Genomic DNA, 13,377 nt, shown 5'->3' with positions numbered 1-13,377 from the left:
TCATTTTTTAATTGAAAATGATTTTCAAGATCACTTAAATCTGATACACTAAATTGAGATAAGTGATCTTTTACGTCTGTACATAGACGATATTTCATATAAAAATTTGGATGAGAAAAGGAGCGTTTGAGCGGAATGAGTGCCATTTCTACTGAAGGTTTAAGCTTAGGCTACGGAGAAACAATGATCATCGATGAACTAAATGTATCAATCCCTAAGGGTGAAATCACAGTATTTATTGGCAGTAATGGATGTGGTAAATCCACGCTACTGCGCTCTTTGGCTCGACTCATGAAGCCAATGGGTGGTTCTGTCCTGCTTGAAGGTCATTCCATTGCAAAATTACCAACAAAAGAAGTAGCGAAACAGCTCGCCATTCTTCCACAAGGACCAGAAGCGCCAGAAGGATTAACCGTGCATCAGTTAGTGAAGCAAGGCAGATATCCTTATCAAAATTGGCTGAAGCAGTGGTCGAAGCAAGATGAAGAAGCTGTGAACCGCGCATTGAAGTCAACAAAGATGGAAGATCTTGCTGATCGGACCGTTGATTCATTATCAGGTGGACAAAGGCAGCGTGCATGGATTGCGATGACGCTGGCCCAAGAGACCGATATTATTTTGTTAGATGAGCCGACGACATATTTAGATATGACGCATCAAATCGAAATTTTGGACCTTCTGTTTGATTTAAATGAGAAAGAGCAGCGCACGATAGTGATGGTTCTTCATGATCTCAATCTCGCATGCAGATATGCTCATCATCTTGTCGCGATTAAAGACAAGTCAATCTATGCAGAAGGCAGACCAGAAACCGTAATTAATTGTGATCTCGTGAAAAATGTCTTTGATATGAATTGCCAAGTGACAACAGATCCTTTATTTGGAACACCATTATGTATTCCGCACGGTAGAGGACGCTGTATTGTGCAGCAAGCGCAAGCTGAAACGTTTCTTGCTGCAAGATAATCGTATGTCAAAAGCCTGACATCTGTGTCTCACAGAGTCAGGCTTTTTTCTGAAAAAGGAGCGGAATATCAATGGGAAATGAATTAGATGAAAAGCTGGAAGGCTTGCTTGATAAATATACAGAGCTGCTGCTCGGTGAATCAACAGACGAGCTGAAACAAGATGTGAAACAATGGGTGATCTACTCCCATATCGCAAAAAGCATGCCGCCGCTAGCAAAGCATTTCAATGAAACGTATCCAGAAGCAAAAGAAGAAATCAAACACACGATTCAACGAATCAAACAGTTGAACGAAGCTCACCGCGCCAATAAAGACCGTTAAAAAAACTGCCAGCAGCGTGTAGACAAACCCTCGCATTCTTTGTCAGTCCTGTGCGCTGGTGCTCACGAATGTTCAATTCGCTCCGCAAAAGTAGCCGTTCTTCCTAGACTGCAAAGGTTTTCTATCACGCTGAAAAGAAGACAAAGGGCTAAAATAAAAATCATTTTAGCCCTTTATCAACAATTGACTGCCAGCTCTAGACTGGCAGTTTTTTTCTTATGACATTTGTGATGAACCGTACGGAGATTGATCTGTCAGTGTTTGCTGGAATTTCTGGTGTGCCTGCTGGAGCTTTTGCTGATCAGCGGCTTCAACAGAATACCAGCCATATCGGAACATGACATCATATAAATGTCTTTGTGTTTTCTGTGTTTCCAGTGCAATTCGCTGAATATCCTGATAAAGAGATTCATGACTGAATTCATTGAGCGCTGTGTTGTATCCACTTGTCATATATTTTTCAGTCGACAAGAGATCTGTGACAAAATCACGATCGTTCATGTTGGTTGTTGTGGGAACCGGAGTTTGTGGATTCCCGATTTTTTGTTGGTTTTGCTGTTCCATGTTTTTTCCTCCTATTGCATAAAGCCAGTAGACTGGCCTTGCCCTGAGCTGCCTAAATGCTGAAGAATTTGTGTGTAATGCTGATGATGCATTTGCCCAACTTGATTTAATTCTTGTTTCAATGTTTGGTCCTGGCAATGCTCGGCCATAAAATGAGCCTTTTTCATGGCGATCAAGTTCCAGTTGAGCATATCCTCTAAGTACAAGGAATCCTTCACTGAAATGACTTCTGGGGGCATATTCATTTGCTGATTGTTCAACTTGTGTTCCTCCTTACGAATTTGTTTCCTTACTGATTCTTTTTATATTGCTGATTTTGACTGGTTTTTTTCCCGCCTAGGTCTGCTTCCTGTGATGGACCTGCGTTTCCTTTTACACTTGCAGCACTAACGCCTGCTTTCGATGGGTTTTTCTTCAAACGAGACATGTGGACATCACCTCCATTCTTACAATTCCCTCTCATCTTTAATTCATACGCCGCAAAATAAGGCACACGAGAATGTGTAAATTTTTGAAATCTGCTATTGAACTGTTTCGGAAAATCTTTTAAGATAAAGAAAGAGGCATTGCTTTTTTTTGGACAAAAAATGAATGACTGTTCATTCAAAATGTTTAGGGGGATATTTATGGGCAAACATATTCGCAAGGCGGCTGTCATTGGTTCAGGTGTCATGGGCTCAGGCATTGCTGCACATTTAGCCAATATTGGGATACCAGTTACACTGCTAGATATTGTGCCAAATGAACTGACAAAGGAAGAAACGGCGAAAAAGCGGACGCTTGATCACCCTAGTGTTCGGAATCGATTAAGTCAAGAAGCGATGAAAAAATTGTTAAAGCAAAAGCCAGCACCTCTTACTTCAGCAAAAAACCTATCATACATCACACCGGGAAATCTCACAGACCACCTTTCCTTATTACACGATGCTGACTGGATCATTGAAGTCGTCACTGAAAAGCTCAGCATCAAAAAGCACGTATTCTCTCTCATCGACGAACACCGCAAAGAAGGAAGCATCGTATCAAGCAATACATCCGGTATTTCAGTTGAAAAAATGGCAGAAGGCCGATCAGATGATTTTAAACGCCATTTTTTAGGCACACATTTTTTTAACCCAGCTCGTTATTTAAAGCTCTTAGAAATCATTCCTATTCAAGAAACCGATCCAGAAGTACTGTCATTTATGAAAACATTTGGCGAGGATGTACTCGGCAAAGGTGTGGTTGAAGCAAAGGACACGCCGAACTTTATTGCAAACCGCATTGGCACTTATGGACTTCTTGTCACAGTGCGTGAAATGCTTGAGAACAAATACACGATCGGAGAAGTGGATTCTGTCACAGGACCTCTCATTGGAAGACCGAAAAGTGCGACCTTCCGTACACTGGATGTAGTGGGACTCGACACGTTTTCTCATGTGGCACGAAACGTATATGAACAGGTAGAAGGAAAGGAAAAAGAGATTTTCCAGCTGCCTGAGTTTATTGAAAGAATGCTCGAAAAAGGATGGATTGGCAGCAAGGCAGGCCAAGGTTTTTATCAAAAAAATGGGAAGGTCATTTTAGAGCTTGACCCAGTGACGCTCACATATGGTGAACGCACAAAGCTAAAAGATCCAGGCATTGAAATGGCGAAACAGCAAAAGGGTGCAAAAGCAAAGTTGAAAGCGCTTATTTATCAGGATGGCCGTGCAGGGCAACTACTTTGGAATATGACAGCGCCCGTACTTCTTTATTCAGCTCATCTAAAAGGTGAAATTGCGGATGATATTCAGTCTATCGATAACGCCATGAAATGGGGATTCGGCTGGCAGCACGGCCCATTTGAGCTGTGGGATGCAATAGGTGTCAAAAAAGCCGCCGAACGCATGGAAGCAGAAGGCCGCAGTATTCCAGCATGGGTGCAAGACATGCTGTCAAAAGGACACGAGACATTCTATCAAGAGAATGCTGATGGAGAGCGAGCGTTTTATCATAACGGGGCTTATGAACAGGAAAAAGGAAACGACAAACATATATCTTTAGCTAGATTGAAAAAGAAACACGACGTCATCTTCAAAAATTCTGGTGCGAGCCTGATCGATATTGGTGATGATGTCGCCTTGCTCGAATTTCACTCTAAAAGCAATGCCATTGGACTAGATGTCATTGATATGATCAATCGCGCTGTTGATGAGACGGAAAAGAATTATAAAGGGCTTGTCATCGGAAACCAAGGGAAGAACTTCTGTGTTGGCGCAAACCTTGCCCTGATTTTAATGGAAGCACAGGACGACAATTTCTTTGAAATTGACTTTGTGATCAGACGCTTCCAGCAGGCAATGATGAAGGTGAAATATAGCAATCGCCCAGTCGTAGCCGCCCCATTTGGGATGACATTAGGAGGCGGAACAGAAGTTTGTCTGCCGGCAGCAGCTATTCAGGCGTCCAGCGAAACTTACATGGGACTTGTGGAAGCGGGAGTTGGACTGATTCCAGGAGGCGGCGGAAACAAAGAGTTATATCTTCGTCACCTGCAAGGATCAGCGAAGCCGTCGCAGACGGCTATACAGGATGCCACGCTGAAAACATTTGAAACAATTGCAATGGCAAAAGTATCGACTTCAGCTGAGGATGCGCGGGATATGAACATGCTCCGCGTGAGTGACGGGATCAGTATGAACGGCGATCACCTGATCTATGATGCAAAACAACTGGTGCTCTCTCTTGATGAAGCCGGTTATCGTGCGCCGCTCAAGCAAAAGGTGCCGGTCATGGGAGAAACAGGCTATGCAGCAATGATTTTGGCTGCTGAAAATATGAGACTGTCAGGATACATTTCAGAACATGACATGACCATTGTAAAAAAATTAGCTCATGTCATTTCCGGCGGGAAACTGCCATTTGGAACAGAGGTAGAGGAGCAATACTTATTAGAGCTTGAAAGAGAAGCCTTTTTAAGTCTTGTAGGAGAAGTGAAATCACAGGCACGTATGCAGCACATGCTCGTCAAAGGAAAACCTTTACGTAACTAAGGGGGAGTCAAAATGAGAGAAGCAGTCATTGTCGCTGGCGCAAGAACACCAGTAGGGAAGGCGAAAAAAGGATCGTTAAAACATGTCCGGCCTGATGATATGGGCGCATTATGTGTAAAAGAAACGTTAAAGCGTGCCGGTGAATACGACGGTCAAATAGATGATTTGATCATTGGCTGTGCAACGCCAGAAGCAGAGCAGGGGTTAAATGTGGCGCGGAATATTGGGGCATTAGCGGGATTGCCTTATACGGTACCTGCCATCACCATAAACCGTTACTGCTCGTCTGGTCTTCAATCTATCGCTTATGCGGGTGAACGTATTATGCTCGGGCAGGCAGACACGATTTTAGCCGGAGGAGTCGAATCGATGTCGCAGGTGCCGATGATGGGGCATTCCATTCGTCCAAATGCTCTCTTGGCAGAGCAAGCACCTGAATACTACATGAGCATGGGGCACACGGCAGAGCAAGTGGCGCAAAAGTATCAGGTCACACGTCAAGATCAGGACGCCTTTGCGGTGAGGAGTCATCAAAAGGCAGCAAAGGCACTTCAAGAAGGGAAATTTTCAGATGAAATTGTGCCTGTTGATGTAACAGAGCGACGGGTAGGTGAGCAATATCAATTAGAAGAGCATCAATTCACGTTCTCACAGGATGAAGGTGTGAGAGCAGGCACAACGGAGGAGATTCTTTCCACATTGCGTCCAGCCTTCTCAACAAAAGGCACGGTGACCGCAGGGAACTCGTCTCAAACAAGTGACGGGGCTGCGTGTGTGATGATGATGGACCGCGAGAAAGCATCCTCACTTTCTCTTCAGCCGCTCGCTAAATTCAGAGCATTTGCTGTTGGCGGTGTACCGCCTGAAGTGATGGGGATCGGTCCGGTTGAAGCCATTCCGCGTGCGCTGAAAATCGCTGGACTCGAGCTGAAGGATATTGGACTGTTTGAATTAAACGAAGCGTTTGCCTCGCAGGCAATTCAAGTCATTCGTCATTTAGGAATTGATGAGGAAAAGGTGAATGTCAATGGCGGGGCAATTGCGCTCGGACATCCGCTCGGCTGTACAGGAACGAAACTAACGCTGTCACTTATTCATGAAATGAAACGGCGAAACGAGCAATTTGGCATTGTCACAATGTGTATCGGCGGGGGCATGGGAGCAGCAGGCATTTTTGAATTGATCTAAAGGGGGAAATCAGGATGAAAGCATTGGAAGATGTAAAAAAGGGTGGAAGCTTTTTAATTGATGAGACGAATTATGAGCATATTTTTACACCGGAGGATTTCTCTGATGAACATCAAATGATTGGAAAAACAACAGAGGATTATATTTTACAAGATGTGGTTCCGCATATTGATCAAATTGAAAACCATGAGTTCGAGCATTCGGTCAGGCTTCTCAAAAAAGCTGGTGAGCTTGGGCTGCTTGGAGCTGATGTGCCTGAGGAATTCGGCGGGCTTGGATTAGATAAAATCAGTTCAGCTATCATTACTGAAAAATTCGCTAGAGCAGGAAGTTTCTCACTTTCCTATGGTGCTCATGTCGGTATTGGTTCTCTGCCGATTGTGCTCTTCGGGAATCAAGCGCAAAAGGAAGCGTACCTGCCTGGACTCGCCTCTGGTGAAACCATTGCGGCGTACGCACTCACTGAGCCGGGATCAGGTTCTGACGCTCTTGGAGCAAAAACAACGGCAGTTCTGAATGAAGCAGGTACCCATTATGTCCTCAATGGAGAAAAGCAGTGGATCACAAACTCCGCATTTGCCGATGTCTTTGTTGTGTATGCGAAGATTGATGGTGAACACTTCTCTGCTTTTATTGTCGAAAAGGATTTTCCAGGTGTCAAAACGGGGCCTGAAGAGAAAAAGATGGGTATTAAAGGATCATCGACAAGAACATTGATTCTTGAAGATGCCCAAGTACCGAAGGAGAATTTGCTCGGTGAAGCTGGCAGAGGTCATGTGATTGCGTTTAACATTTTGAATATTGGGCGCTATAAGCTGGCAGTCGGCACAATCGGTGCATCAAAGCGCGTCATTCAATTGTCGGCAGAATATGCGAACCAGCGTAAGCAGTTCAAAACACCAATTTCTCGATTCAGCTTAATTGGTGAAAAAGCAGCCAATATGTCAGCAAAGCTCTATGCGATGGAAAGTGCTGTTTACCGTACGGTTGGATTATTTGAACAGCGGATGGGGCTCTTAAGTGATGAAGAGCAAAAAGACGGCAAACAAATTGCCCAATCCATTGCGGAATATGCGATTGAATGTTCTCTCTGTAAAGTGCTTGGCTCTGAAACGTTAGATTATATTGTGGATGAAGGCGTGCAGATTCACGGCGGATATGGATTCATGCAAGAATACGAGGTCGAAAGAGCCTATCGCGACTCACGAATTAACCGGATTTTTGAAGGGACAAACGAAATCAACCGTTTGCTTGTACCAGGTACATTCTTGAAGAAAGCGATGAAAGGAGAGCTTCCGCTGCTTCAAAAAGCGCAAACCTTACAGGAAGAGCTAATGATGATGATGCCGGAAGAGCCAGGCGATCAGCCGCTCGATCAAGAAAAATATTTGCTCGCCCATGCGAAAAAGATCGCCTTAATGGTGGCTGGTATGGCAGCCATGAAATACGGGAAAGCCTTAGACAAAGAGCAAGAAATTCTTGTGAACATAGCCGATATCGTCAATGAAATTTTTGCTGCTGAATCAGCGATTCTGCGTACAGAAAAGGCAATCGCTGCAACGGGGGCAGAAAAGAATGAACAAAAGCTTGCTTACACACAAATTTTCACGCAGGAGGCTTTCTTAAAGATTGAAGCCCATGCAAAAGAATCCTTGATTGCGATGGAGGAAGGAGATTCACTCCGCATGAGCCTGTCAGCCCTTCGCAAGCTGACACGATTTACGCCGATCAATGTCATCGCCAAAAAGCGCGAAGTGGCAAAACGAATCTTTGAAGCAGAGAAATATATCGTATAAGGATGGCTTAAAAGGTGCGGATATCACTCCGCACCTTTCAGCGTGCAGACAAACCCTCGCATTCGGTGTCAGTTCTGCGCTCCGGTGCTCGTCCTTTCTAGACTGCAAAGGTTTTCTATCACGCTGAAAAGAAGACAAAGGGCTAAAATTAAGATCATTTTAGCCCTTTGTCAACAATCTGAAAGGTGCGGATATTACTCCGCACCTTTTTGTAAGCATACATTTAGGTTTTTAAAATATTTTGTGATAAAATGTTGTCACAATTTGCAGGAGGTGAAAATGGTGGCTTTAGATTTTTACGAATACCCATCTTGCGGTACATGCCGAAAAGCAAAAAAGTGGCTGGAAGCACACAATAAAGACATCAACAGCATACATATCGTCGAAGAGACGCCTGATAAAGAAACAATAAAAGCCCTTTACGAAAAAAGCGGTTTAGAGCTGAAGAAATTCTTTAATACAAGCGGACAAAAATACCGGGAGCTGCAGCTGAAAGATCAACTTCCTGCAATGTCAGAGGACGAGCAGCTAGAATTACTCGCGTCTAACGGAATGCTGATTAAGCGTCCGATTACAACAGACGGAAAACGAGTCACGGTAGGATTTAATGAAGATACATTTAAAAGCGTCTGGAAATGATGTAACTTTCATTCAGATTGTGGTATCTTCAATATAGATTGTAAGAAAAGACTGGAGGGGTATTGAATGAGCACACCAAAAGATTTACGTTATTCAGAAGAACATGAATGGGTCAAAGTAGAAGGAGATAAGGTGCGTATCGGTATTACGCATTTTGCTCAATCTGAGCTGGGCGATATCGTGTTCGTTGAGCTTCCTGAAGTAGGAGACAAAATCACAGCGGACGAGCCTTTCGGAAGTGTAGAATCAGTGAAAACCGTTTCTGAACTTTATGCACCGATCAATGGCACAATCGTTGAAGTGAACGATGAGCTGGATGACAGCCCAGAATTCGTCAACGACTCTCCATACGAAAAAGCATGGATGATCGTGGTAGAACCAGCTGATGCTTCTGAAATTGAGAACTTAATGACGGCTGAGCAATACGAAGAAATGACAAAAGAAGATTAATTCATGAGAAATTGGACACTCTACCTTTATGGGGGGTGTCCAATTTGTCTTTTCAAAAAGAACACGTGGATATAACAGAGCATGTCACTGGACGATTCAAAGAAAGCGGCATGGTGCTTTATCATCAAAATGAAGAGATTGGCACGATGATTAGTGAAAACCAATATGAGCTGAAATCGGGATATTCCTATGATCAAAATCGTTTTTATCGTTTAACGGATACATTAACCGATGGGACAGAAAAATATGTTGACTGTGACGATGAAAATGGCTGGTGCTAATCACAGATGAGACTGCAGTGAACAGAAGCTGCAGTCTTTTTGATGACGAGGCGCTCAATCTTTACAACCTGAATGAAAGATTGTAATCTAAGGAAGAAGTGAATCAACGTCAAAAGGGCCGGGTGATCGTGATGAATGTCGAGATAGAAAAGGTCATCATTGTAGAAGGTAAAACAGACAAACAAAAGCTAAAAGAAGTCATAAGTGAACCTGTTACCATCATTTGCACCAATGGCACGATCAGTACATCGAAGTTGGATCAGCTTGTGGACGATTTAGTGGGGAAAGACGTTTACATATTAGCTGACAGTGACGATGCAGGCGACAAACTGCGGAAGCAATTTCGAAAAGAATTCCCTGAAGCACTTCATCTTTTTGTCGACAGAACGTACCGCGAAGTGGCCGCTTCACCGTCAGCCCACATTGCATCTATCCTATTAGCTGCAAACATTGATGTTCATTCGAAATATTTATGAGGGTGGACGTATATGAAAGAGATTGAAGAACACGAATTCAAGGAGATAGAGGACGATTTATTTCTTTTATACTTATATACACCGTTTTGCGGAACATGCCAGCTGGCAAAGAAAATGCTGGCAGTTGTAGACGCCATGCAGCCGGATGTACCATTTTACGAAAACAATTTAAACTATTCACCAGGCTTTGCGAAAGCATTTGAAATTGAGAGTGTTCCTTGCTTTCTCCTGTTTAAAAAAGGTGAATTGGTGCAAAAAGGCTATGCCTTTCACTCAGTTCCATATCTTCATGAAATGATTGAAACCGCTAAATAAAGCGGTTTTTTGTCATATTTCAAGAAATTCATTTGAAAATTTGTCGAGTTATTTATAAAGGACAAGCCGATGTTTGTAGAGAAATGTTATGTATAACCAAATGACAGGGAGGTTATACATGTGGAAAATGTGAAAGCCCATGGTAACACAGGGCAGCGTTTATTATTAAAGCCGCTGCTCTCATCATCATCCTTGAAGATTACATTTGAGGCGGAAACTGACTCTTGTACATTGATTGTGGATGAACGTGGTGAAGTGAAGAAACTACCTGCAATTGAGTTATCGGATCTCATCTTTTATGGTGAGAGGAAAGAAATTCTTCAATTATTAGATGGAGATATGTCCTTACAGCAGTTAATCAGCAGAGGACAAGTCAAAGTGAAAGGGTCATTCCGTGCGCTCCTTAGACTAGAGGCAGTGCTTTGGCTGACGAACGGTTTTTTTCGAAAAATGATAACGTAGTTGTTTACTTGGAAATTAGCGATTTACAGCGTTGACATATCTCGGGTAGCATGATATTCTACGTTAGTAAAAACATGAACATCACATAAAACAACATATTTTCTCTTATTAAGAGAGGTGGAGGGACGTGCCCTATGAAACCCGGCAACCGTCAGCATAGCTGAAATTGGTGCCAATTCACTCAAAGCCGCAGCGCTTTGAAAGATGAGAGAAAGGCGTAATTGACATAAAAGGCCTTTCTGCTTGCGTTGCAGTTAGGTCTTTTTTACTGACCTGGCGCCAGGCTAGAGTCATGACAGAAAGAAGAATAAATAACGTATGTGATGGAAACCTATAGATTCAGCAAGAAAGCAGGTGATCAGACTGTGATCCATTTACAGAATGTATCAAAAACGTACCATTCAAAAAGCGGAAATGTTGATGCCGTGAAAGACGTCAACTTGGATATTGATAAAGGTGAAATATTCGGAATTATCGGGTATAGCGGTGCAGGGAAAAGCTCGCTTATTCGCCTATTAAACGGTCTGGAGCTGCCAACAGAAGGAATTGTTGAAGTGGCAGGCAACCGGATCAATGAAGTATCAAATGCGAAACTTCGGAAAGCAAGACAAGAAATCAGCATGATCTTCCAGCACTTTAACTTGCTTTGGTCAAGAACGGTGAGACAAAACATTATGTTCCCGCTTGAGATCGCAGGTGTACCGACATCGAAACGGAGAGAGCGTGCGAATGAACTGATTAAATTGGTCGGTTTAGAAGGAAAAGAAAATGCATACCCGTCTCAGCTGAGCGGCGGGCAAAAACAGCGTGTAGGCATTGCGAGAGCATTAGCGAATGATCCAAAGGTTCTTCTATGTGACGAGGCGACATCTGCGCTAGATCCGCAAACGACCGATTCGATCCTTGAACTTTTGGCGGATATCAATAAAAGGTTAGGGCTCACGATTGTGCTCATTACACATGAAATGCACGTCATTCGCAAAATTTGTCATCGCGTCGCGGTCATGGAAAATGGACGCATTGTCGAAGAAGGCGAAGTATTACGCGTCTTCAGACAACCGAAGGAAGAAATGACGAAACGATTTGTGAAACAGCTTGCAGAACCAGAGGAAGCGAAAGAAACAATCGAGCACGTCTTAGAACGAGTAAAAGAAGGTCAGGTCGTACGGTTGTCCTTTATTGGAGACTCTGCCGAGCAGCCGCTGATCACTGAAATCATTCGATCCTTCAATGTCGATGTGAATATCCTTCAAGGGAAGATTTCTCAAACGCAGGAAGGCGCGTTTGGAACACTCTTTATCCACATTAATGGAGAAGAGACTGAGGTAGAAAAAGCCATCGCCTATATCCAAAGCAAACAGGTTGAAATCGAGGTGATGACACATGTTTGAGAAATGGTTTCCGAACGTTGATTTAGACGTCATCTGGAGTGCAACAGGTGAAACGGTGTATATGACACTGATTTCATTGGCATTTGCCTTTGCCATTGGTATTATCCTTGGACTATTACTCTTTCTAACGAGTAAAGGCGGTCTTTGGGAAAATAAACCGATTAACACCGTCATTGGGGCAGTCGTCAATATTTTCAGATCGATTCCTTTTATCATTCTAATCATTCTATTATTAGGATTTACAAAACTCATTATGGGCACGATTCTTGGCCCAAATGCAGCACTCCCTGCCCTTGTCATAGGGTCAGCTCCATTCTATGCACGTCTTGTCGAAATTGCACTGCGTGAGGTAGATAAAGGAGTCATTGAAGCAGCACGATCAATGGGAGCAAAAACGTCGACAATCATTTTCAAAGTATTGCTGCCAGAATCATTGCCAGCCCTTATTTCAGGTATTACCGTAACAGCGATTGCTCTAATTGGCTCTACTGCGATTGCAGGTGCAATTGGAGCAGGCGGACTTGGTGACCTCGCCTATGTGGAAGGATACCAATCTGGTAATACAGATGTCACACTTGTAGCTACTGTGTTTATTCTGATCATCGTCTTTATTATTCAAATAATCGGTGATTTGATTACAAATAAAATTGATAAACGTTAAGGGAGGATTTATTGATGAAGAAATTGATTTTAAGTGCACTATTTCTAGCATTTGCAGGTATTTTAGCTGCGTGCGGTTCATCTAATAACGCAAGTGAAAGCAAAACCATTACGGTTGCCGCTTCAAAAACGCCGCATGCCGAAATTCTTGAAGAAGCAAAACCACTTCTAAAAGAAAAAGGCTACGATTTAAAAGTGAAAGTGCTTAGCGATTATAAAATGTACAACAAAGCGTTAGCTGAAAAAGAAGTGGATGCGAACTTTTTCCAACATATCCCTTACTTAAACGAAGAAAATAAATCAAACAAAGATTATAACCTAGTGAGTGCTGGTGCGGTTCACCTTGAGCCTTTCGGTATCTACTCTAAGAAATACAAATCCGTAAAAGATATTCCAAACGGCGGCACAATCATCATGACAAACAACGTAGCTGAGCAAGGCCGTATGCTTGCCCTGCTGCAAAATGCTGGTGTCATCAAGCTTGATCCAAAGGTTGATACAATTAACGCAACAGTAAAGAACATTAAAGAAAACCCAAAGAATCTAAAATTCAAAAAAATCGCGCCTGAATTAACTGCGAAAGCTTATGAAAACAGTGAAGGCGATGCTGTATTTATCAACGTCAACTATGCGATCCAAAATAAATTGAATCCGAAAAAAGATTCAATCGAACTTGAGCAAACAAAGAACAACCCATATGCAAACATCGTTGCGGTTCGCAAAGGTGACGAAAAATCAGATAAGATCAAGGCATTAATGGAAGTTCTTCACTCTGATAAAATCAAAGAATTCATCGACAAAAAATATGACGGTGCAGTATTGCCTGTATCTGAGTAACAACATTTCAACCTC

17 protein-coding genes and 1 riboswitch are annotated in these 13,377 nt (G+C 42.9%); of the genes, 14 read left to right on the top strand and 3 right to left on the bottom strand.

Annotated elements, in window-relative coordinates; genetic code table 11:
* Positions 1–135 precede the first annotated feature (135 nt).
* Entirely contained in the window at positions 136–966 is an 831-nt protein-coding gene (locus tag NSU11_RS15935) for an ABC transporter ATP-binding protein (RefSeq protein ID WP_008347057.1), read from the top strand.
* A 71-nt stretch (positions 967–1,037) separates the two neighbouring features.
* Positions 1,038–1,289: a YusU family protein gene (locus tag NSU11_RS15930; RefSeq protein WP_024423411.1), complete on the top strand. Its 252-nt coding sequence runs from the start codon at positions 1,038–1,040 to the stop codon at positions 1,287–1,289.
* Between the two features lie 216 nt (positions 1,290–1,505).
* Here NSU11_RS15930 and NSU11_RS15925 read toward each other — a convergent pair whose 3' ends face one another.
* The 3 genes from NSU11_RS15925 to NSU11_RS15915 are packed head-to-tail and all read right to left on the bottom strand — an operon-like array spanning position 1,506 to position 2,280.
* Positions 1,506–1,853, bottom strand: a complete 348-nt coding sequence (locus tag NSU11_RS15925; RefSeq protein ID WP_024423410.1) for a spore coat protein — start codon at positions 1,851–1,853, stop codon at positions 1,506–1,508.
* An 11-nt stretch (positions 1,854–1,864) separates the two neighbouring features.
* Complete coding sequence (locus NSU11_RS15920; protein WP_224426662.1) at positions 1,865–2,098, bottom strand: hypothetical protein; 234 nt, start codon at positions 2,096–2,098, stop codon at positions 1,865–1,867.
* Between the two features lie 44 nt (positions 2,099–2,142).
* A complete protein-coding gene (locus tag NSU11_RS15915; protein ID WP_003212904.1) occupies positions 2,143–2,280 on the bottom strand; it encodes a YuzL family protein in 138 nt (45 codons plus the stop codon).
* A gap of 199 nt (positions 2,281–2,479) precedes the next feature.
* On the opposite strand from NSU11_RS15915, the gene NSU11_RS15910 reads away from it, so the two are divergent.
* The 12 genes from NSU11_RS15910 to metQ all read left to right on the top strand — a co-directional run bounded on the left by NSU11_RS15910 (position 2,480) and on the right by metQ (position 13,362).
* Positions 2,480–4,867: a 3-hydroxyacyl-CoA dehydrogenase/enoyl-CoA hydratase family protein gene (locus NSU11_RS15910; protein WP_056765828.1), complete on the top strand. Its 2,388-nt coding sequence runs from the start codon at positions 2,480–2,482 to the stop codon at positions 4,865–4,867.
* Positions 4,868–4,879: 12 nt separating this feature from the next.
* A complete protein-coding gene (locus NSU11_RS15905; protein ID WP_024426007.1) occupies positions 4,880–6,055 on the top strand; it encodes an acetyl-CoA C-acetyltransferase in 1,176 nt (391 codons plus the stop codon).
* Between the two features lie 14 nt (positions 6,056–6,069).
* Positions 6,070–7,851, top strand: a complete 1,782-nt coding sequence (locus NSU11_RS15900) for an acyl-CoA dehydrogenase family protein (protein ID WP_025094137.1) — start codon at positions 6,070–6,072, stop codon at positions 7,849–7,851.
* Positions 7,852–8,133: 282 nt separating this feature from the next.
* A complete protein-coding gene (locus tag NSU11_RS15895) occupies positions 8,134–8,490 on the top strand; it encodes an arsenate reductase family protein (protein WP_034623889.1) in 357 nt (118 codons plus the stop codon).
* A gap of 66 nt (positions 8,491–8,556) precedes the next feature.
* Positions 8,557–8,940, top strand: coding sequence for a glycine cleavage system protein GcvH (gene gcvH / locus NSU11_RS15890; protein WP_008347039.1), 384 nt, complete (start codon positions 8,557–8,559; stop codon positions 8,938–8,940).
* Between the two features lie 44 nt (positions 8,941–8,984).
* Positions 8,985–9,221 (top strand): YusG family protein, encoded by a 237-nt coding sequence (locus tag NSU11_RS15885; protein ID WP_024423405.1) that lies wholly within the window; start codon positions 8,985–8,987, stop codon positions 9,219–9,221.
* A 131-nt stretch (positions 9,222–9,352) separates the two neighbouring features.
* Complete coding sequence (locus tag NSU11_RS15880; protein WP_024423404.1) at positions 9,353–9,697, top strand: toprim domain-containing protein; 345 nt, start codon at positions 9,353–9,355, stop codon at positions 9,695–9,697.
* Between the two features lie 12 nt (positions 9,698–9,709).
* The gene (locus tag NSU11_RS15875) at positions 9,710–10,012 is read left to right on the top strand and encodes a thioredoxin family protein (protein ID WP_024426005.1); all 303 of its coding nucleotides are present in this window, start codon (positions 9,710–9,712) and stop codon (positions 10,010–10,012) included.
* Positions 10,013–10,132: 120 nt separating this feature from the next.
* The gene (locus NSU11_RS15870; RefSeq protein ID WP_024423403.1) at positions 10,133–10,474 is read left to right on the top strand and encodes an SCP2 sterol-binding domain-containing protein; all 342 of its coding nucleotides are present in this window, start codon (positions 10,133–10,135) and stop codon (positions 10,472–10,474) included.
* Positions 10,475–10,576: 102 nt separating this feature from the next.
* A riboswitch (SAM riboswitch) is annotated at positions 10,577–10,685 on the top strand.
* 154 nt (positions 10,686–10,839) lie between these two features.
* Positions 10,840–11,865, top strand: coding sequence for a methionine ABC transporter ATP-binding protein (locus tag NSU11_RS15865; RefSeq protein ID WP_024423402.1), 1,026 nt, complete (start codon positions 10,840–10,842; stop codon positions 11,863–11,865).
* Complete coding sequence (locus tag NSU11_RS15860; RefSeq protein ID WP_034623843.1) at positions 11,858–12,526, top strand: methionine ABC transporter permease; 669 nt, start codon at positions 11,858–11,860, stop codon at positions 12,524–12,526. The genes NSU11_RS15865 and NSU11_RS15860 overlap by 8 nt, the downstream gene beginning before the upstream one ends.
* Before the next feature lie 14 nt (positions 12,527–12,540).
* Positions 12,541–13,362 (top strand): methionine ABC transporter substrate-binding lipoprotein MetQ, encoded by an 822-nt coding sequence (metQ, locus tag NSU11_RS15855; protein ID WP_024423400.1) that lies wholly within the window; start codon positions 12,541–12,543, stop codon positions 13,360–13,362.
* Positions 13,363–13,377 lie beyond the last annotated feature (15 nt).

Origin of the sequence: Bacillus sp. FSL R5-0712 (assembly GCF_038593285.1) — a bacterium.
Classification (GTDB): domain Bacteria; phylum Bacillota; class Bacilli; order Bacillales; family Bacillaceae; genus Bacillus; species Bacillus safensis.
This window is presented reverse-complemented; position numbering and strand designations above follow the sequence as displayed.

Bases quoted from the DNA above. Each gene is read 5' to 3' on its own strand.
- NSU11_RS15935 (WP_008347057.1), top strand. From the start codon at position 136: ATGAGTGCCATTTCTACTGAAGGTTTAAGCTTAGGCTACGGAGAAACA.
- NSU11_RS15930 (WP_024423411.1), top strand. From the start codon at position 1,038: ATGGGAAATGAATTAGATGAAAAGCTGGAAGGCTTGCTTGATAAATAT.
- NSU11_RS15925 (WP_024423410.1), bottom strand. From the start codon at position 1,853: ATGGAACAGCAAAACCAACAAAAAATCGGGAATCCACAAACTCCGGTT.
- NSU11_RS15920 (WP_224426662.1), bottom strand. From the start codon at position 2,098: ATGAATATGCCCCCAGAAGTCATTTCAGTGAAGGATTCCTTGTACTTA.
- NSU11_RS15915 (WP_003212904.1), bottom strand. From the start codon at position 2,280: ATGTCTCGTTTGAAGAAAAACCCATCGAAAGCAGGCGTTAGTGCTGCA.
- NSU11_RS15910 (WP_056765828.1), top strand. From the start codon at position 2,480: ATGGGCAAACATATTCGCAAGGCGGCTGTCATTGGTTCAGGTGTCATG.
- NSU11_RS15905 (WP_024426007.1), top strand. From the start codon at position 4,880: ATGAGAGAAGCAGTCATTGTCGCTGGCGCAAGAACACCAGTAGGGAAG.
- NSU11_RS15900 (WP_025094137.1), top strand. From the start codon at position 6,070: ATGAAAGCATTGGAAGATGTAAAAAAGGGTGGAAGCTTTTTAATTGAT.
- gcvH (WP_008347039.1), top strand. From the start codon at position 8,557: ATGAGCACACCAAAAGATTTACGTTATTCAGAAGAACATGAATGGGTC.
- NSU11_RS15880 (WP_024423404.1), top strand. From the start codon at position 9,353: ATGAATGTCGAGATAGAAAAGGTCATCATTGTAGAAGGTAAAACAGAC.
- NSU11_RS15875 (WP_024426005.1), top strand. From the start codon at position 9,710: ATGAAAGAGATTGAAGAACACGAATTCAAGGAGATAGAGGACGATTTA.
- NSU11_RS15860 (WP_034623843.1), top strand. From the start codon at position 11,858: ATGTTTGAGAAATGGTTTCCGAACGTTGATTTAGACGTCATCTGGAGT.
- metQ (WP_024423400.1), top strand. From the start codon at position 12,541: ATGAAGAAATTGATTTTAAGTGCACTATTTCTAGCATTTGCAGGTATT.